This window comes from Streptomyces botrytidirepellens (assembly GCF_003721215.1).
In the GTDB taxonomy this organism is placed as follows: Bacteria; Actinomycetota; Actinomycetes; order Streptomycetales; family Streptomycetaceae; genus Streptomyces; species Streptomyces himastatinicus.
Map to the genome: position 1 here is coordinate 40,526 of NZ_RIBZ01000324.1, position 18,953 is coordinate 59,478.

Annotated in this window: 11 protein-coding genes; 6 read left to right on the top strand and 5 right to left on the bottom strand. The window is 72.6% G+C overall.

Going from position 1 to position 18,953, the window contains the following annotated elements:
• Positions 1 to 19: 19 nt before the first annotated feature.
• On the bottom strand, positions 20 to 1,681 hold the full coding sequence (locus tag EEJ42_RS28855) for a glycoside hydrolase family 13 protein (RefSeq protein WP_123104472.1): 1,662 nt from the start codon (positions 1,679 to 1,681) through the stop codon (positions 20 to 22).
• A 269-nt stretch (positions 1,682 to 1,950) separates the two neighbouring features.
• On the opposite strand from EEJ42_RS28855, the gene EEJ42_RS28860 reads away from it, so the two are divergent.
• Genes EEJ42_RS28860 through pulA form a run of 5 tightly spaced genes read left to right on the top strand, consistent with a single transcriptional unit; the run spans position 1,951 to position 9,108 of the window.
• Positions 1,951 to 3,228: an extracellular solute-binding protein gene (locus EEJ42_RS28860; RefSeq protein ID WP_123104474.1), complete on the top strand. Its 1,278-nt coding sequence runs from the start codon at positions 1,951 to 1,953 to the stop codon at positions 3,226 to 3,228.
• Between the two features lie 11 nt (positions 3,229 to 3,239).
• A complete protein-coding gene (locus tag EEJ42_RS28865) occupies positions 3,240 to 4,175 on the top strand; it encodes a carbohydrate ABC transporter permease (RefSeq protein WP_123104500.1) in 936 nt (311 codons plus the stop codon).
• A 5-nt stretch (positions 4,176 to 4,180) separates the two neighbouring features.
• A complete protein-coding gene (locus EEJ42_RS28870; protein WP_123104476.1) occupies positions 4,181 to 5,011 on the top strand; it encodes a sugar ABC transporter permease in 831 nt (276 codons plus the stop codon).
• Positions 5,012 to 5,053: 42 nt separating this feature from the next.
• Entirely contained in the window at positions 5,054 to 6,460 is a 1,407-nt protein-coding gene (locus EEJ42_RS28875; protein WP_123104478.1) for an alpha-amylase, read from the top strand.
• Positions 6,442 to 9,108, top strand: coding sequence for a pullulanase-type alpha-1,6-glucosidase (pulA, locus tag EEJ42_RS28880; protein WP_425472972.1), 2,667 nt, complete (start codon positions 6,442 to 6,444; stop codon positions 9,106 to 9,108). Before EEJ42_RS28875 ends, pulA begins: the two co-directional genes overlap by 19 nt.
• Here pulA and EEJ42_RS28885 read toward each other — a convergent pair.
• The 4 genes from EEJ42_RS28885 to EEJ42_RS28900 form a co-directional block, all read right to left on the bottom strand.
• Positions 9,105 to 11,072, bottom strand: coding sequence for a hypothetical protein (locus EEJ42_RS28885; RefSeq protein WP_123104482.1), 1,968 nt, complete (start codon positions 11,070 to 11,072; stop codon positions 9,105 to 9,107). The two genes, pulA and EEJ42_RS28885, sit on opposite strands and share 4 nt — an antisense overlap.
• Positions 11,073 to 11,163: 91 nt before the next feature.
• Entirely contained in the window at positions 11,164 to 14,310 is a 3,147-nt protein-coding gene (locus EEJ42_RS28890) for an alpha-N-acetylglucosaminidase (protein ID WP_123104484.1), read from the bottom strand.
• Between the two features lie 102 nt (positions 14,311 to 14,412).
• The gene (locus EEJ42_RS28895) at positions 14,413 to 15,081 is read right to left on the bottom strand and encodes a LuxR C-terminal-related transcriptional regulator (RefSeq protein WP_123104502.1); all 669 of its coding nucleotides are present in this window, start codon (positions 15,079 to 15,081) and stop codon (positions 14,413 to 14,415) included.
• Between the two features lie 99 nt (positions 15,082 to 15,180).
• Positions 15,181 to 16,455, bottom strand: a complete 1,275-nt coding sequence (locus EEJ42_RS28900; RefSeq protein WP_123104486.1) for a sensor histidine kinase — start codon at positions 16,453 to 16,455, stop codon at positions 15,181 to 15,183.
• Positions 16,456 to 16,713: 258 nt separating this feature from the next.
• Here EEJ42_RS28900 and EEJ42_RS28905 point away from each other — a divergent pair, with 258 nt between their 5' ends.
• Entirely contained in the window at positions 16,714 to 18,909 is a 2,196-nt protein-coding gene (locus EEJ42_RS28905; RefSeq protein ID WP_123104488.1) for an MMPL family transporter, read from the top strand.
• The last annotated feature ends 44 nt before the right edge of the window (positions 18,910 to 18,953 follow it).

Sequence of the window (18,953 nt, forward strand, 5' to 3'; positions counted from 1 at the left end):
GGACCTTACCGGTCGCATGTCAGATTGCCCACCACGCGCAGGATTCGGCGGGAATACGCACCGTACCGGCGTCGTACGCCAGCGGCGCGGAGGACAGCAGCGCGCGCCCCGGCAGCGGCAGCCGGACCTCCTCCCCGAGGGTGTTGAGCGTGCAGACGAGGCCCGGGCGCGACAGCGCGAGCACCCCCGCCGGGGCCGTGAGCCAGCTCATCGGCCCGTCGCCCAGGCCCGGCAGATCCCGGCGCAGCGCGAGCGCGGCGCGGTACAGCTCCAGGGTGGATTCCGGGTCGCCGGTCTGCGCCTCCACGGAGGCGTCCGCCCAGCCGTCGGGCTGCGGCAGCCAGCTGCCGCCCGGCCCGAAGCCGTACGACGGGCCCGAGCGCGACCAGGGGAGCGGCACCCGGCAGCCGTCGCGGCGGCCCTCCTGACCGTCCTGGCCGTCCTGTCCGTCGGCGGAGGTACGGAAGAACGCGGGATCCTGACGGGCCTCGTCCGGCAGGTCGACGACCTCGGGAAGGCCCAGCTCCTCGCCCTGGTAGAGATACGCGGAACCCGGCAGCGCCAGGGTGAGCAGCGCCGCGGCCCGGGCCCGCCGCAGCCCCTGCCCGGGGCCGTCGTCGGCGTACCGGGTGGTGTGCCGGACGACGTCGTGGTTGGAGAGCACCCAGGTGGTCGGGGCGCCGACCGAGGCGGTCGCGGCCAGCGACTCGTCGATCACCTCGCGCATCGCGGCTGCGTCCCACGGGCACTTGAGGAACTGGAAGTTGAACGCCTGGTGCAGCTCGTCCGGGCGCACGTACAGGGCGAGCCGCTCGGCGCTGGGCGCCCAGGCCTCGGCGACGCCGATCCGCATCCCCGGGTAGGAGTCCAGCAGCCGCCGCCAGCCGCGGTGGATCTCGTGCACCCCGTCCTGGTCGAAGAACGGCAGCACCTGCGAGCCGATCAGCTTGGCCTGTTCGGTGCGGCCGATGTCGGGCAGCCCCGGGGCCTTGACCATGCCGTGGGCGACGTCGATACGGAATCCGTCCACGCCCAGGTCCAGCCAGAAGCGCAGTACGGAGTCGAACTCCTCGCGGACCTCCGGACAGTCCCAGTTGAGGTCGGGCTGCTCGGGCGCGAACAGGTGGAGATACCACTCGCCCGGGGCGCCGTCCGGTCCCGTGGTACGGGTCCAGGCCGGGCCGCCGAAGACGGACTCCCAGTCGTTCGGCGGCAGTTCGCCCCCCGCGCCCCGGCCGGGACGGAAGTGGTACCGCTCGCGGGCCGCCCCCCGAGGCCGGTCCGCGAGCGCGTCGAGAAACCACGGATGGCGGTCCGAGGTGTGGTTCGGGACGACGTCGACGATCACCCGCAGCCCCAGCTCATGGGCGGTGCGCACCAGGTCGTCGGCGTCCTGGAGGGTGCCGAAGAGCGGATCGACGGCGCGGTAGTCCGCCACGTCGTAGCCCCCGTCGGCCTGCGGGGAGGCGTAGAACGGCGTCAGCCAGACGGCGTCCACCCCGAGCCGGGCGAGATGCGGCAGCCGCTCGCGCGCACCGCGCAGATCCCCGATGCCGTCGCCGTCGCTGTCGGCGAAGGACCGGACGTACACCTGGTAGATGACGGCGTCCCGCCACCAGGCGGTCCCCTCGGGGGATCGCGCGGGCTCGGCCTGGAGGGAGGTCGTGAGCTCCTGGGTCATGCCGGTGAACGTAACAGCTCTGCAATGTCTTGCGGAAGAGCTTGCAGGGGTGGGTGGCGCCCAAAAGGCGCACTCCGGGGACGTATGGCGCCCTGTCAAGCGCCTGGGCGGCTACCGCAGGGACACGCGGGAATAACGATCGGGTCCGCTTGCAGAAAACCACCGCAAGTTTTTTCCGGGGGTCTTTCCGGCGCTCCGCGGCGCTGTTACGTTCCTGCGCAATCCGGCGGCCGCCATGGCGCCGCCGGCCGGCTCGGGGAGGGGTTCAGATGCGACATGGCATTGCGGCCACCGCGCTCGTCGCGGTCATCGCGCTCACGGGGACCGCGTGCGGCGGCGGCGACGGGGACGGCGGCGGAAAGGGATCCGACGGCAAGATCTCCGGCACCGTGACCTACTGGGACACCTCGAACGAGGCCGAGAAGGGCACGTACGAGCAGCTCGCGCGCGGCTTCCAGAAGAAGTACCCGGACGTGAAGGTGAACTACGTCAACGTCCCGTTCGGCGAGGCGCTGGCCAAGTTCAAGAACGCCGCCGGTTCCGGCGGCTCCGGCGCGCCCGACGTGCTGCGCGCCGAGGTGGCCTGGACCCAGGACCTCGCCAACATCGGCTACCTCGCCAAGCTGGACGGCACCACGGCCCTCGCCGACCGGTCCGACTATCTGCCCAAGGCGGCCGCCGGGACGAAGTTCAAGGGCGCGACGTACGGCGTACCGCAGGTCATCGACACCCTCGGCCTCTTCTACAACAAGAAGATGCTGAAGGAGGCCGGGGTGGCGCCGCCCACCAGCTGGGCCGGGCTGAAGGCCGCCGCGAAGAAGATCAAGCAGAAGACCGGCAAGACCGGGCTCTATCTGCGCGGCGACGACGCGTACTGGTACCTGCCCTTCCTCTACGGCGAGGGCGGCGACCTGCTCGACACCGGCGCGAAGAAGGTCACCGTCGACGACGCGCCCGGCGTCAAGGCGTTCGCCGCCGCCCGCGACCTGGTCGCCTCCGGCGCGGCGGAGACCGACGCCACCGACGGCTGGGACACCATGCAGCACGCCATCAAGAACGGCGACGTGGCGATGACCCTCAACGGGCCGTGGGCGATCGAGGACACCCTGGCGGGCAAGGCGTTCAAGGACCCGTCCAACCTCGGCGTGGTCCCCGTCCCGGCGGGCAGCGGCGGCCAGGGCGCCCCGCAGGGCGGCCACAACCTCACCGTCTACGCGGGCTCGAAGAACCTCGACGCCTCCTACGCCTTCGCCCGCTACATGAGCTCGGCCGAGGTGCAGGCGAAGACCACCGAGAAGCTGAGCCTGCTGCCCACCCGCACCTCCGTCTACCGGAACGCGGCGGTCGCGGCCAACCCCAATGTGAAGTTCTTCAAGGCCGCCGTCGACAAGGCCGTCGAGCGCCCGTGGATCCCCGAGGGCAACAGCCTCTTCCAGGCGGTCCTGGTCCAGTTCCCGAACGTCCTCGCCGGCAGGACATCGCCGAAGGAGGCGGCGACCTCGGTCGGGGACGCGTACCGGAAGCTCCTCAAGGGCGACTGGAAGTAGGGCCGGTGACGATGGCCGCCGGCACCAGCCGGATCCGCACCGCGCTCGCCCGCCACTGGTACGCCTGGGCCATGGTCGCGCCCGTCGTGATCGTCCTCGGCCTGATCATCGGCTATCCACTGGGCCGCGGCGTCTACCTCTCGCTCACCGACGCCGACGAGACCAACGTCGAGCGCACCATCGGAATCAATCACCTCCCCGCCACCTACCGCTTCACCGGCCTCGACAACCTCACCGCGGTCCTGAAGGACGAGGTCTTCCTGGACCGGCTCCTGTGGACGGTGACCTGGACCGTCTCCTGCGTCGCCGTCAGCTTCGCGCTCGGCCTCGGTCTCGCCGTGCTGCTGAACCGCCGGTTCGCCGGGCGCGCCGTCTACCGCTCGCTGCTGATCCTGCCCTGGGCGGTGCCCGCGTTCGTCTCCGTCTTCGCCTGGCGGCTGCTCTACAACGAGAGGAACGGCCTCCTCAACAAGCTGCTCGACGGCGGCGGCATCGACGCCGTGCCCTGGCTGAACGACCCCACCCTGGCCAAGGTCTCGGTGATCACCGTCAACGTCTGGATCGGGGTGCCGTTCATGCTGGTCGCCCTGCTCGGCGGGCTCCAGGCCATCCCCGGCGAGCGGTACGAGGCCGCCGAAATGGACGGCGCGAGCCCCTGGCAGCGGTTCCGCCACATCACCCTGCCCGGGCTGCGGCCGGTCTCCTCCACCGTGGTCCTGCTCTCCACCATCTGGACCTTCAACATGTTCCCGGTGATCTACCTGCTCACCCGGGGCGGCCCCGGTGACACCACGGAGATCCTGGTGACGTACGCGTACCGGATCTCCTTCGTCAACAGTCCGCGCGACTACGCGGGCGCCTCCGCCTGGGGCGTCCTCATCCTGCTCATCCTCGTGCTCTTCGCGGTGGTCTACCGCCGCGCGCTCCGCAAGCAGGGAGAGGTGTGACAGCCATGCGCGACCGGCGACGCGGCCCGCTCGCCTCGATCGGGCTGCACACGACCCTGATCCTCGCCTCGGCCATCGCGGTCTTCCCGCCGCTGTGGCTGTTGGTGACCTCGTTCAAGCCGAAGGGCGAGGCGTTCAGCACCGATGCGCTCAAGGACCCCACGTTGGGGAACTACGGCCACGTGCTGGGCGATACGGAGTTCCCGACCTGGTTCGGCAACTCCCTGCTGATCGTCGGCGTCACCACCGTGCTGGGGGTGTTCGTCGCGGCCACCACCGGCTACGCCGTCAGCCGCTTCCGCTTCCCCGGCATGCGGCCGCTGATGTGGCTGCTGCTGGTCACCCAGATGTTCCCGGTGGCCGTCCTCATCGTGCCGCTCTACACCATCATGTCGACGCTCGGCTGGCTCAACCAGCCGATCTCGCTCATCGTCACCTATCTGACGGTGGCCGTGCCGTTCTGCGCCTGGATGATGAAGGGCTACTTCGACACCATCCCGGCCGAGATCGACGAGTCGGGGCGGGTCGACGGGCTGACCCCCTTCGGCGCCTTCTGGCGGCTGGTCGTCCCGCTCGCCAAACCGGGCATCGCGGTCACCGCCTTCTACACCTTCATCACCGCATGGGCCGAAGTCGCCTACGCGTCCGCCTTCATGACGGGCGAGGAGAACCTGACGCTCGCCGCGGGCCTCCAGACCTTCGTCAACCAGTACACCTCCGACTGGGGCGCGATGACCGCAGCCGCCGTCATGATCGCCACCCCGGCGGCGCTGGTCTTCGCGTGGGTGCAGCGCCATCTGGTGGCGGGCCTCACGGCCGGAGCGACCAAGTCGTAACGAGACCCCACCACGGTACGAGACTCCCCCCACGGAGGAACGATGACCGGCACCCGTACGTCTCTCGCCACCGTGCTCGCCCTCGCGGCGGGCGCGACGGCGCTCGTCGCCGTGTCCCCGCGGACCGCGCAGGCGACACCGCCCGGAACCAAGGACGTCACCGCCGAACTCTTCGAGTGGACGTACGCCTCCGTCGCCAAGGAGTGCACCAGCACCCTGGGCCCCGCCGGATACGGCCACGTCGAGGTGTCCCCGGCCACCGAGCACATCCAGGGCGGCCAGTGGTGGACGTCCTACCAGCCCGTCAGCTACAAGATCGCCGGGCGGCTCGGTGACCGCACCGCCTTCAAGAACATGATCGACACCTGCCACGCGGCGGGCGTCAAGGTCGTCGCCGACGCCGTCATCAACCACATGTCCGCCGGATCCGGCTCCGGTACCGGCGGCTCCTCGTACACCAAGTACACCTATCCCGGGATCTACCAGCCCCAGGACATGGACGACTGCACCTCGCAGATCAGCAACTACCAGGACCGCTGGAACGTGCAGCACTGCGAGCTGGTGGGCCTCGCGGACCTGGACACCGGTGAGCCGTACGTCCGCACCCGGCTCGCGCAGTACCTGAACGACCTGCTCTCGCTCGGTGTGGACGGCTTCCGCGTCGACGGTGCCAAGCACATCCCGGCGGACGACCTGGCCGCCATCAAGGGCCAGTTGAGCGACCCCGGCGTCTACTGGAAACAGGAGGTCATCTACGGCGAGGGCGAGGCGGTCTCCCCGACGGAGTACCTGCGCAACGGCGATGTGCAGGAGTTCCGCTACGGCCGTGACCTCAAGCGGGTGTTCCAGGACGAGAAGCTGGCGTATCTGAAGAACTTCGGCGAGGGCTGGGGCCATATGGCGAGCGGCCGGTCCGGTGTCTTCGTCGACAACTGGGACACCGAGCGCAACGGCTCCACCCTCAGCTACCGAGACGGCGCCGACTACACCCTGGCCAACGTCTTCATGCTGGCCTGGCCCTACGGCTCCCCGGACGTCCACTCCGGCTACGAGTTCAGCGACAACGACGCCGGTCCGCCGGGCGGGGGCACGGTGGGCGCCTGCTACCAGGACGGCTGGAAGTGCCAGCACAAGTGGCCCGAGATCATGAGCATGGTCGCCCTCCGCACCACGGCCCGGGGCACGTCGGTGACCAACTGGTGGGACAACGGCAACGACGCCATCGCCTTCGGACGGGGCGACAAGGCGTACGTGGCCATCAACCACGAAAGCGGCTCCCTGACCCGGACCTTCCCGACCTCGCTCCCGGCGGGCGGCTACTGCGACGTGCAGAGCGGCAAGCCCGTCACGGTCGACTCCTCGGGCCGGTTCACCGCCACGCTGGGCGCGAACACGGCGGTGGCGCTGCACGTGGGCGCCCGTGACTGTGGATCGGCCGAGGACTCGTGAAAGTGACCCTTCTTCGCGCTGCCGCCGCGCTCACCACCCTGGCGCTGGGCGCGGCGGCCCTGCCCTCCGTGGCGCAGACCGCCCGGGCCGCGGTGCCCGCCGCCGAGGCGCAGGCCCCCGCCGAGGCGCAGTGGATCGACCGCGCCACCGTCGTCTGGAAGGTCGAGCACACCGCCGCGACCGCCGAGGAGCTGAGCTCCGCGGACGGCGGCACCCTGCGGCTGACCCCGGCCCCCCTGACCGACGCCCAGAAGGCCGCCCACCCCCACCTGGCCGACCGCCCCGCCTTTTCGCTCGACCCGCGCGACCGCGACAAGGCCGCCACGGCGCTGCGCGGGCCCCTCGCCGCCGTGCAGCGCGCGGCCGACGGCCGCGTACTGCACCGCACCGGGGTACAGATCCCCGGCGTCCTGGACGACCTCTACGCCGCCCGGGCCCGCCGGGCCCGGCTCGGCCCGGTCTTCCACGGGGGCCGCCCCACCCTGTCCGTGTGGGCGCCGACCGCCCGGAGCGTCTCGCTCGACCTGGACGGGCGCACCGTCGCCATGCGGCGGGGCGCCCGCAGCGGGGTGTGGAGCGTGACCGGCACCTCCGACTGGCGGGACAAGCCCTACCGCTACCGGGTCCGGGTCTGGGCGCCGAGCGTCGGGAGAACCGTCACCAACGAGGTCACCGACCCCTACGCGACCGCCCTGACCGCCGACTCCGCCCGCAGCCTGGTCACCGACCTGGCCGATCCCCGGCTCGCACCCGCCGGCTGGGCGGCGCTGAAGAAGCCCGAGGCCGTCCCGCCGCGCGACGCCCGCATCCAGGAGCTGCACATCCGCGACTTCTCCATCGCGGACCGCACCAGCGCCCACCCCGGCCAGTACCTCGCCTTCACCGACCAGGACTCGGACGGGATGCGGCACCTGCGGCGGCTGGCCCGGTCCGGCACCTCGTACGTCCATCTCCTGCCCGCCTTCGACTTCGGCACCGTCCCGGAGCGGCGGTCCGACCAGGCCCGGCCCGGCTGCGATCTGGCCGCCCTGCCCGCCGACTCCGACCAGCAGCAGAAGTGCGTGGCCCAGACGGCCGCCAGGGACGGCTACAACTGGGGCTACGACCCGCTGCACTACACCGTGCCCGAGGGGTCGTACGCGAGCGACCCGGACGGCCCGGCGCGCACCCGGGAGTTCCGGCAGATGGTGCAGGGCCTGGCACGGGCCGGGCTGCGCACCGTGATGGACGTGGTCTACAACCACACCGTGGCCGCCGGTCAGGACGGCACGTCGGTCCTGGACCGGATCGTGCCCGGCTACTACCAGCGGCTGCTGGACGACGGCAGCGTGGCCACCTCCACCTGCTGCCCCGGCACCGCGCCCGAGCACGCGATGATGGGCAAGCTCGTGGTGGACTCCCTCGTCACCTGGGCCAAGCAGTACAAGGTCGACGGTTTCCGCTTCGACCTCATGGGCCACCACCCCAAGGCCAACATCCTGGCCGTACGCAAGGCCCTCGACGCGCTGACCCCCGCCGAGGACGGGGTGGACGGAAAGTCGATCATCCTCTACGGCGAGGGCTGGAACTTCGGCGAGGCAGCCGACGACGCCCGCTTCGTCCAGGCCACCCAGCGCCACATGGCCGGCACCGGCATCGCCACCTTCAGCGACCGGGCGCGGGACGCGGTGCGCGGAGGCGGGCCGTTCGACGAGGACCCCCGCGTCCAGGGCTTCGCCTCGGGCCTCTTCACCGACCCCAACGGCTCACCCGCCAACGGTACCCCCGACGAGCAGCGGGCCCGGCTGCTGCACGCCCAGGACCTGATCAAGGTCGGGCTCTCCGGCAACCTCGCCGACTACACCTTCACCGACACCGGCGGACGCCGGGTCAAGGGCTCCGAGGTCGACTACAACGGCTCCCCGGCCGGCTACGCCGCCGCCCCCGGCGACGCGCTCGCCTACGCCGACGCCCACGACAACGAGACCCTCTACGACGCGCTCGCCTACAAGCTGCCCGCCCCCACCCCGGCCGCCGACCGGGCCCGGGCGCAGGTCCTGGCCCTGGCCACCGCCACCCTCTCCCAGGGCCCGGCACTCAGCCAGGCCGGCACCGAGCTGCTGCGCTCCAAGTCGCTGGACCGCAACTCCTACGACAGCGGCGACTGGTTCAACGCCATTCACTGGGCCTGCGAGGACGGCAGCGGCTTCGGCCGGGGACTGCCCCCGGCGGCGGACAACCAGCCCAAGTGGCCTTACGCCGCACCCCTGTTGACCAATCCCGCGGCGCGCCCCGGCTGCACCGAGATCACGGGCGCCTCGGGGGCCTACCGGGATCTGCTGCGGATCCGCACGACCGAGAAGGCGTTCAGCCAGGCCACGGGGGAGGGGGTGCAGGACGCGCTGTCCTTCCCACTGTCCGGGACCGGGGAGACACCGGGTGTCATCACCATGCGGCTCGGCCGGCTCGTCGTGGTCTTCAACGCCACCCCGTCCCGGCAGTCGCAAACCGTCCCCGCCCTGGCCGGGACCCCGTACGCCCTCCACCCGGTCCAGGCGCACGGCTCCGACGCGACGGTGAAGACGTCCACGTACGAGCGCGCGACCGGCACCTTCACCGTGCCCGGCCGCACGGTCGCCGTCTACGCGGCCGAAGCCGCGGCACGCTAACGCAGGGAGCTCAGGTGGCCGCCGTTCCTCAGGCGGCCCTTGAGGGTGGCGTGGGCGCCGGGCTTGGCGGGGACGGTCAGGGCGCGGTGGTAGGACCGGCCCCGGACGCCGCCGCTCGCCGTGATCCCGGTGACCTGGCGGCTGCCCGCGGCCAGCAGGAACCAGCGGCCGGACCGCGCCTTCCACAGCACGCCCGCCAGGACGCGCGGTGCGCGCGGCCCGCAGGCGGGGGAGCCGTCCGCCGTGGCGGCGACCATGCCCGCCGCGCCCCGGCGCGTGGTCCACGGCTGGAACTGGGCCAGCACCCGGCTGCCCGCGCCCCGCCAGGTCTCGGCCCGGGTGCACAGCCACGCCGCCCGGCCGCCCCGCTCGGGCAGCCGCTGGACCCCGAACCGCCAGATGTTCACCGACCGCACCCCGCGCCCCGCCATCAGCGGCAGCCGGCAGGCCGTCCGCTCCCAGCTCAGCAGGGCGTCCCGGCCCGCCACGTCGCGCGGTCCGCCGCGCGAGGTGGTTCCGGGGCCGCCGTACGTCAGCCGGGCCGGGGCCAGTTCGCCCAGGTCCGCCACCAGCCGCGAGCCGAACCGCACCGCGGGCCAGCCCCGGCACGGGCGCAGCCGCGGCACGGTGCGCACCGGGTCGGTCACCCCGTCGGTGGTCAGCCGCACCGGGCGCGGCCGCCCGGCGGGCCGCAGCAGGTCCCGTACGGAGGCCCGGCGCACCCAGGGGGCGGTCAGATAGCGGACGTTGCCGTCCGTGCGGCCCAGCACCAGCGCGGTCGACGCGGCCGCGTCCGCCGCGTCGAGGCGGGCGAGGTCGAGCGCCACCGTGCCGCCCTCGCCGCCGCTCGCCTCCGCGTACCGGGCGACCCGCAGTCCGTCGTACAGCAGCACCACCGCCGCCTGGTCCACCACGCCCGCGTACAACAGCTGCGGCGGCCCGGACGGCGGCCCCGACTGTGTGCCCGCCGACGTCGACACCCGCACCGAACTCCCCGGCCGCGCCCAGACCGCCAGCGCGCGGCGCAGCAGCGCGGTGTCGCCGAGCCGGTCGCCGCGGGCGGGCCAGGACGAGAAGTCCGCGCGGGTCGCGGTACGCCACGCGAAGGGTTCGGCGCGCGTCAACCGCTCCGGGTCCAGGGCCCGTTCGGAGGACGGGTTACGGGCGTACGACGGCGCCGCCGCACCGCCGGGCCCCCAGCCCTCGCCCGGCATCCCCAGCAGCGACCCGCACACCACCAGCGCCACCACCGCCACCAGCAGCGCCCGCAGATGCTGGCGGCGGCGCATCAGATCGGTGGGGCGCGCCTGGAGCGAGCACGGGTCGAACTCGGCCGACTCCAGCAGCGAACCGTCGTCCCGGCTGCCCGCGGGCTCCGGTACCTCGTCCGCCTCGTCGAGCGCGTCCAGCGCGTCGTCCGCGTCCACCCCCGCGGCCTGGAGCAGCGCCCGCACCTCGCGGTCCTCCATCCGCTCCAGCTCGCGCAGCACGTACGCGGCCCGGCCGGGGCCCGACAGCTCGGACAGCGCCTTGTCCAGGGCGAGTTCATCGGCCCCGCCGGACCGGGGGAACAGCCGCAGCCCCCACACCAGGGGCAGCGGCGCCGACAGCATCCACGGGCGCCGCGGCCGCGCGGCCCGCAGCGCGGAGCGCAGCACGCGCAGCCGCACATAGGCGTACCCCGCGTCGCCCGCCGTCCCCTTGGTGCCGCGCTGCCACGGCAGCTCGATCTCCGAGGTGTCGGGCCTGGCCTGGTTGCGCGGCAGGGCGCGCTGCGCCAGCGCGTGCGCGGCCAGGACGCGCCGGGTGCGGCCCATTCCGGGCGGCAGGATGAGGTACGCGAGCCGCACCAGCCGCGGATAGTGCTCGACGATGGCGGCCTCGGCCTGCTCGACGTCGATCGGGCCCGCGGTGTCGGCATCGGTGTCATCGTCGGGGGTGGCTGTCGCCTGCTGCTGCTCCACGTGGCGTAAACGAGCGGCGGCGGGGGGAGGTCACAAAGCGGGCGACTCCGCCCCCGGAAGCGGGGACGGAGCCGCCTTCAGGCACGGGGCCTCAGCTCACGCGCCAGCCGCTGAACTCGACCGTGCCGCGTGCCCCGCTGCCTCCGTTCGCCGCGCTCATGAACAGCCCGGCGTCCTGCGCGGCAGCGGCGCCCGGCACGGTCACCGTCGCCACCTTGCGCCAGGTCGCGCCGTCGTCGGTCGACAGCTCGCCGGTGTACGAGGTGGCGGACGCGCGCGTCAGCCGCAGCAGCACCGGCGCCTTCACGCCCGTGATCCGCTGGTAGGTGTCGAGCGTGCCGTCGCCGTTGGAGTCGTACGACAGCACGACGCCGTTGGCGGGCGTGACCGACAGGTTCAGGAACCCGGGCGAGCCCGCCGTGCCCAGCGCGTTGCGGACGACGATCCCCGCGCGGGCCCAGGGCCCGGTGGTGGCCTGCGCGTCCACCGTCACCGTCACCGCCCCGCCGGACCGCAGCGCGCCCGCCCGGTACGCCGCGCCGAACTCCGCGGTGGCCTTCCACAGGTCCTGGCCCGCCCCGTCGATCGCGAACCGCTCGCCCAACTGACCGAAGGCCGCACCGTTGTTGGTGACCGTCTTCCAGCCGTCGGCCAGCGGGCCCGCCACCCACAGGGTGCCGGTGTGCACCGCCCGCACCCGGTCCTCGCCGCGCGGCCCGTACCGCACGGCGAGTTCGTACGGGAAGGGCTTGAGCGGATCCTCCAGCGGCCCGTCGGGCGCGGTGGCCCGCCAGCGGACCTCGCCGCTGCCCGCTGCGGGCACCGACGGCAGCGAGGTGGGGCCCTGCGGCGCGGGGTCGAGGCCGGTCACGGACAGGTCGAAGTCGACGCGGCCGGTGGCCCGCAGCCCGTTGACGTTGCGCAGGGTCGCGGTGATGACCCCGGCACCGCCCGGCGGCAGCGTCCCCGGCTCCGTGGCGACGGCCAGCGTCCCCTGGTACGGGGCCTTGGCCAGCGCCTCGTGCACCCGGCTCGCCGTGCGCCACGCGTCCGCCACCGGCCGGACCGGATAGCTCTTCCGCTCCCGCGTCCACGGCTCCTCGACCGTGTACCAGTCGAACGTGCGCGGCGCGCGGCCTTCAGCGAGCGCGTCCTCCAGCTCGTCCAGGTAGGTCTGCCACTGGGGCAGGTGGAAGTCGCCGATGAGGCCGTTCCAGTCGCGGTTGGCGTAGTTGGCGAGTTTGCCGGGGTCCGCGGCGCCCCGGTCCGCCCAGGTGGTGATCAGGGCGCGCGCGGCGAACTCCAGCTGCGCGGACTCCTCGGCGCCCGAGGCCATCCGCTTGGCGTCCTCCAGCCAGGGGCCGAGGAGCAGGAGCCGGTGGGTGCCGGTGATGTCGTCGCTCAGCCGCATCAGCTTGAGCCACAGCCGGGACAGCGCCCGGAAGGTGTCCAGGTCCTTGCGCGCGTACGCGTCCGCGAGCTGCGGAATCAGCTGCCAGGAGCGGTTGGCGAGCGCCTGCCGCGCCGTGTCGGCCAGGTCGTAGCGGTACGCGTCGCTGTCGCGCAGCCCGGCCCGTACCCCCAGCAGCGCCGCCAGGGCCGCGTCGAAGCGGGCGGGGTCGAAGGCGGGGGTGTGGGTGGCGTAGTAGGTGCCGGAGCGGGCGGTGAGGGAGGGCCGGGCGGCGAAGACGGAGTCGTGGGGGCGGCCGTCCTTGCTGCTGATCTGGTACGCGGTGTCGCGCAGCGCCGCGAACGCCTCCCGCGCCTTGGCGTCCCGCGCGCCGTAGCGGACGTCGGCGTAGTCACGGAACCACGCGTCCCGGTCCACTGTCTCGTCCCGCCACGCCAGCTCGCTGAACAGCTCGTACGCCGCCGGATCGCGTTCGACCGCCTCCGGCATGTACGCCGTGCCGACCAGCTTGCTGCCCGGCTTGTCCCGCCAGACGGTGAACCGCTGCGTCCACATGTGGGTCTTGGCGCCGATGGTCGTACGGCCGCCGAAGTTGGGGATCGTGCCGAACGCGTACGGCACCGAACCCCAGTCCTTCTCCCGGTCGGTGATCGTGTCCAGGTCCGACAGACCGTCCACGACCAGCATGTGGTCGTGGTCGACCGCGTCCAGCAGATCGCGCCGGGGGTTGGCCTGCCAGCCCAGGATCACCCAGATCGCGCCGGGGCGGGCCCTCTGGAGCGCGGTCTCGACGGCGCGCGCGGCGTCCGGCACCGGGACGTCCCCGGCGTTGCCGCCCTCGTGCAACAGGTCCATCTTGAACAGGTCGCACGCGCCGAACAGTTCGTGCTGGACGCGGTAGAAGGCCGCGGCCACCTCGTGGAACGCGTCGGTGCGCGGGTCGAGCCAGTCGGGCCGCCGGAGCCCGTTCCAGTCGCCCTGCGGCACGGTGCGCGCCCCCGGGTTGCGGTCGGCGAAGCCGTCGGGGACGGTGCCGAAGTAGCCGGGGAAGACGGGCCGCATGCCCAGCTCCCGCAGCCGGTCGGCAATGCGCCGCCCCAGGTCGGCCCGCTTCTCCAGCAGCGCCGTGGACACCGGGCCGCCGTACTCGCTCATGTTCTGCATCAGGAACCACGGCTGGTGGGCCGGGGTGGGCAGCCAGGCGCGCAGCTCCGCGTCCGTATAGCCGAAGTCCTGGAGCAGCCGGTGGTAGACGACCTCCTGGCCCGCGGTGACCAGCAGCTCGTTGCTGCCGTGCAAGGCCGCGACGTCGATCAGGTGCTCCCAGCGGTCCCAGTCGGCGAACGGGGCGGTGTAGCCGTCGTGGGTGTCGTTGAACGCGAAGCGGTGCGGCAGCGCGGTCGACCGCTCCACGGTGCCGTGCGGCGCGGGCAGCTTCTTCGGCAGCTCCAGCTGATCGCCCGCCCAGGTGATCTGGGCGTGGCAGGTGTACTTGAGGTACCAGTGGACGCCGGTGAGCAGCACCGCGGGGCTCGTCCCCGCCACGGTGATGCGCCCCGTCGACCCCGTGACCTCGAACCGCTCCTTCTTCCCCTCGCCCCCGGGAAGCGCCACCAGCCGGAACTGCTCGGCGTGGTCGGGGAGCAGGCGCCGCAGCGCGGCGCGCGCGGGGGCGGTGGAGAAGGCGGTCACGGCGGTGTCCTGTGCGGTGGTGTCCTGTGGTGGCCGTGGCGTGTGGGCCAGCGCGGGGGAGTGGGCCCCTAACGCGGCCCCGGCCCCGAGTGCTCCGGCAGTTCCGATCAGCGTGCGTCTGCTCAGGTCGCTCATGCGCCCCCCAACGGACAACGGCCAACGGTTGTGGTGCGCAGGGCACTTAACCAGCGATGCGGGGCGGGAGCAATGGGGCGCGCGCGCCGGGGGAAGGCCCCGTTATCGCCCGTTCGTCTCCGCCCGCCCCCGGTCCAGGTACGCCAGCACGGCCAGCACCCGCCGGTTGTCGTCGTCGGACTGCGGCAGGCCGAGCTTCCCGAAGATGTTGGAGGTGTGCTTGGCGACGGCCCGCTCGGTCACCACCAGCTGCGCGGCGATCGCCGCGTTCGACCGGCCCTGCGCCATCAGCTCCATCACCTCGCGCTCCCGCGGCGTCAGATGCCCCATCGGCCGGTCCTGCGAGCGCCGGGTCAGCAGCTGCGAGATGACCTGCGGGTCCATCGCCGTACCGCCCTCGGCGACCCGCCGCACCGCGTCGATGAACTGGTCCGCGTCGAAGACCCGGTCCTTGAGCAGATAGCCGATGCCGCCGCTCCCGTCGGCCAGCAGCTCGCGCGCGTACAACTGCTCCACGTGCTGCGACAGCACCAGCACCGGCAGACCCGGCCGATCCCGCCGCGCCGCCAGCGCGCACTGGAGGCCCTCGTCGCTGAACGACGGGGGCAGCCGTACGTCCACCACCGCGACGTCGGGCTTCAGCTCCGCCAGCGCCCGCGTCAGCTCCGGCCCGCTCTCGACGGCGGCCGCGATCTCGAAATCGTAGGCCTCCAGCATCCGTACCAACCCGTCCCTGAGCAGGAACAGATCCTCGGCAACGACTACGCGCACGGCGGGCTCCATGACGTCATCGGGCCCGGAACGGACTGCCGGGCCGAATGCGTCGAATGTACCGTCGTCCCGCCCCCGCCGGGGCCCGGATGCCGGGCTTCAGACCGTCGGTCGCGGGGCGACCGGGGCGCAGGGGATCTCCATCGTCACCATGGTGGGGCCGCCGGGCGGGCTGCTGACGGCGAGGACGCCGTCGAAGGTGCCCAGCCGCCGTTCGACGCCGCTGAGGCCGCCGCCCTGCGCGATGCGGGCGCCGCCGCTGCCGTTGTCGGTGACCGCGATGCGCAGCATCCCGGCCTCGTGGTGGATGTCGAGCCACATGCGCGCGGCGCCGGAGTGCTTGGCCGCGTTGGTGAGGACCTCGCTGATGGCGAAGTACGCGGCCGCCTCGACCGGCTCCGCGAACCGGCCCGGAACCTCCACCTCGACCTCCACCGGGATCGTCATCCGCAGGGCGAGGGCGCGCACCGCGTCGCCCAGGCCGCGTTCGGCCAGGACCGGCGGGTGGATGCCGCGGACCAGGTCGCGCAGTTCGGCCAGGGCCTCGGCGGAGTTGGTGCGGGCCGCGGCGAGGAGTTCCTTGGCCTTGGCCGGGTCCTTCTCGATGAGCGCCTCGATGGTGCCCAGGCTCATGCCCATGGCGACGAGCCGGGCCTGCGCGCCGTCGTGCAGATCGCGCTCGATGCGGCGCAGCTCGGCGGCGGAGGTGTCCACGGCATCGGTCCGGGTCTCGGTGAGCCGTTCGACGCGCGCGGCGAGGGTCATCTGCGGGGTGGGGGCGAGGAAGGCGCGGGCCAGCAGGAAGTGGGTGCGCAGCAGCAGGGGCGAGACGAACAGGCCGAGGGCGATGAGGCCGAGGCCGGTCAGGGCAGCGAGGTTCGCGGTGCCCTGCGAGGTCACGGGGACGAACGCGTACCAGTAGGTGCCGCCCGCGTCGACGATCGGCTCCCAGACCCCGGCGGCCAGGACCGAGCCCTCGACCCCGTACGGCGGGAAGGCGAACGCCAGCAGCGCGATCACGTACCCGGCCGTCATGTCGACCTGGAGCCAGAGCAGGTCGCGCCAGGTCGCCGGGTCCTTCAGCAGGAAGGTGCACAGCTCCACCTGACCGGTGACCCCGGAGCGCCGGTCGTCGGGGAGCGGGCGGTACGGCATCCGGATCTGGACGCCGGACCACTTGGCCGCGAGTAACCGGCGCTGAGTGGCGTGCCGGCGCAGCACGCCCACCATCGCCGGGGTGGTGAAGACCCCCAGGCCCAGCGGGATGAAGGCGATGGACAGGACGGTCAGTACGAAGACGACGATCGACATCAGCGCGAGAACGGATACCCCGAGCCCCCGTACACAGGCCGACAGTCGCTTGCGGACCTTCATCCCACGCCCTCCAGGGTCTTTCAGCTGTGCGGTGCGGCTTCCTGCCCCTCCGATGTCCTCAGTCTGCTGGACGCCGCATGATCGGTCACGGGGGCCGCGCCCCGCGCGGGGGTACACCTGACACCACCCCCCGCCCTCGCCCTATGGCTCGGGGATTCGGGGGTTGCCCGGCTGGGGCGGGAACGCGCCGTTTTCTAGCGTCTAGGACATGACCGATCCGGTCCGTATTCCGTACACATCCCCAGTGGGAGAGACGCCATGAGCACAACGAGGCGAGGCCTGGCCGTGCGGCTGGGCGGGTGGAGCACCCGCCACCGCAAGTCCGCGATCATCGGATGGCTGCTGTTCGTGGTGGTCGTCGCCGTCGTCGGTGGCATGTCCGGCTCCCGGCAGATGACCAATTCCGAGAACGGCGCGGGCGACTCCGCACGCGCCCAGAAGGTTCTCGAGGACGCCGGGCTCAGCACCCCGGCCGGCGAGATGGTGATGCTGCGCAGCACGGACCCGGACGGCTGGCGGGCCGCGGCCCGCGACCTGACCGCCCGACTGGAGAAGACCGGGGAGACCGCGCGGATCCAGCCGCCGGTGCGCTCGGCCGGCGGCCGTGAGGGGCTGGTCGCCTTCCAGCTGAAGGGTGATCCGGACACCGCGGGGGAGCGGGTGAAGCCGGTCCTGGACGCGGTGGCGGCGACCGAGTCCGCACACCGGGGGATCACCGCCCATGAGTTCGGCGACGCGACGGCGCAGCACGAGCTGGACGGGATGCTGAAGAACGACTTCAAGAAGGCCGAGTTCACGGCCGTACCCCTGGCGCTGGGCATCCTGCTGGTGGTCTTCGGGGCGCTGGTCGCGGCCCTGCTGCCGGTGCTGCTCGGGGTGACCGCCTGCATCGGCACCTTCGGGCTGCTGGCCCTGGTCAGCCACCAGCTGCCGCTGTACGACTCCACCAACTCGGTGATGTTCCTTGTCGGGCTGGCCGTCGGCGTCGACTACTGCCTGTTCTACCTGCGGCGCGAGCGGGACGAGCGGGCCGCGGGCCGGGATGCGGAGACCGCGCTGCGCATCGCGGCGGAGACCAGCGGCCGGGCGGTGCTGGTCTCGGGGATCACGGTCATGCTGGCGATGTCGGGCATGTTCCTGTCCGGGCTGATGCTCTTCCAGGGCTTCGCGGTCGCCACCCTGCTGGTCGTCCTGATGGCCATGCTGGGGTCGGTGACGGTCCTGCCCGCCACGCTGTCCTGGCTCGGCGACCGGGTCGACAAGGGCCGGGTGCCGCTGCTCAACCGCCGCCGCGAGAAGGGCGCCCACGCGAGCGGCGGGATCTCCGGCACGCTCATGAAGCCCGTCCTGGCCAGGCCCAAGCTGTTCGCCGCCGTCTCGGCCGCCCTGCTGCTGGTGATGTGCGCCCCCGCGCTCGGGATGAAGACCGAAAACCTCGGCATGGAGGACCAGTTCGGCTCGGACGCCCCGCTGACGGTGGCGTACAAGGAGATCACCGGAGCGTTCCCGGGCGGCCCGGCCCCGGCCGAGGTGGTGGTGCGGGCCGACGCCATCTCCTCGCCCCGCTTCGGCGCGGCCGTCACCGACTTCAAGCGGCAGCTGGCCGACTCCGGCCGGTTCGGCAAGGCCGTCGAGGTCGAGCTGCACGCCGAACAGGGGGTGGCCCGTATCGAGGTGCCGCTCGCGGGGAACGGCGAGAACGCCACATCACAGCGGGCGCTGGACACCCTGCGCGACGACCTGGTGCCGGACGTCCTCGGCCCGGTCTCCGACGAGGCGTACGTGGGCGGCGAGCTGGCCGAGAACCGGGACTTCACCGACCAGCTGAAGACCGACATCGCACCGGTCTTCGTCTTCATCGCCGCGGTCACCTTCCTGCTGATGCTGGTGTGCTTCCGCTCGCTGCCGATCGCGATCGTGTCGATCCTGCTCAACCTGCTGTCGGTGGGCGCCGCGTACGGCACCATGACGGCTGTCTTCCAGCACGGCTGGGGCGCGGAGCTGCTGGGCATGGAGCCGGCCGGGGCGATCGAGTCGTGGATGCCGCTGTTCGTCCTCGTCATCCTCTTCGGGCTGTCGATGGACTACCACGTCTTCGTGGTCTCGCGGATCCGTGAGGCCCACGACCGGGGCCTGACGACGCGCGAGGCGATCCGCGAGGGCATCCGCACGACGGCGGGCTCCGTCACCGGGGCGGCCACCATCATGGTCGCGGTGTTCTCGGTGCTGGCGCTGCTGCGGATGCAGGACATGCAGCAGATGGGCGTCGGGCTCGCGGTCGCGGTGCTGGTGGACGCCACCCTCGTACGGATGCTGCTGCTGCCCTCGGCGATGGCGCTGCTGGGCGAGCGCACCTGGTATCTGCCGCGCGCCCTGCGGTGGCTGCCGAACGTCAGCCATGGCGAGGCTCCGGCCCCCGCGGAGTCCCGCCCGCTGGTGGGCGCCGATCGCTGAGGAGCGGCGTCCACCGGGGAGCGCCGTACGGGCCGAGTCGCGGC

Bases quoted from the DNA above. Each gene is read 5' to 3' on its own strand.
- EEJ42_RS28855 (WP_123104472.1), bottom strand. From the start codon at position 1,681: ATGACCCAGGAGCTCACGACCTCCCTCCAGGCCGAGCCCGCGCGATCC.
- EEJ42_RS28860 (WP_123104474.1), top strand. From the start codon at position 1,951: ATGCGACATGGCATTGCGGCCACCGCGCTCGTCGCGGTCATCGCGCTC.
- EEJ42_RS28865 (WP_123104500.1), top strand. From the start codon at position 3,240: ATGGCCGCCGGCACCAGCCGGATCCGCACCGCGCTCGCCCGCCACTGG.
- EEJ42_RS28870 (WP_123104476.1), top strand. From the start codon at position 4,181: ATGCGCGACCGGCGACGCGGCCCGCTCGCCTCGATCGGGCTGCACACG.
- EEJ42_RS28875 (WP_123104478.1), top strand. From the start codon at position 5,054: ATGACCGGCACCCGTACGTCTCTCGCCACCGTGCTCGCCCTCGCGGCG.
- EEJ42_RS28890 (WP_123104484.1), bottom strand. From the start codon at position 14,310: ATGAGCGACCTGAGCAGACGCACGCTGATCGGAACTGCCGGAGCACTC.
- EEJ42_RS28900 (WP_123104486.1), bottom strand. From the start codon at position 16,455: ATGAAGGTCCGCAAGCGACTGTCGGCCTGTGTACGGGGGCTCGGGGTA.
- EEJ42_RS28905 (WP_123104488.1), top strand. From the start codon at position 16,714: ATGAGCACAACGAGGCGAGGCCTGGCCGTGCGGCTGGGCGGGTGGAGC.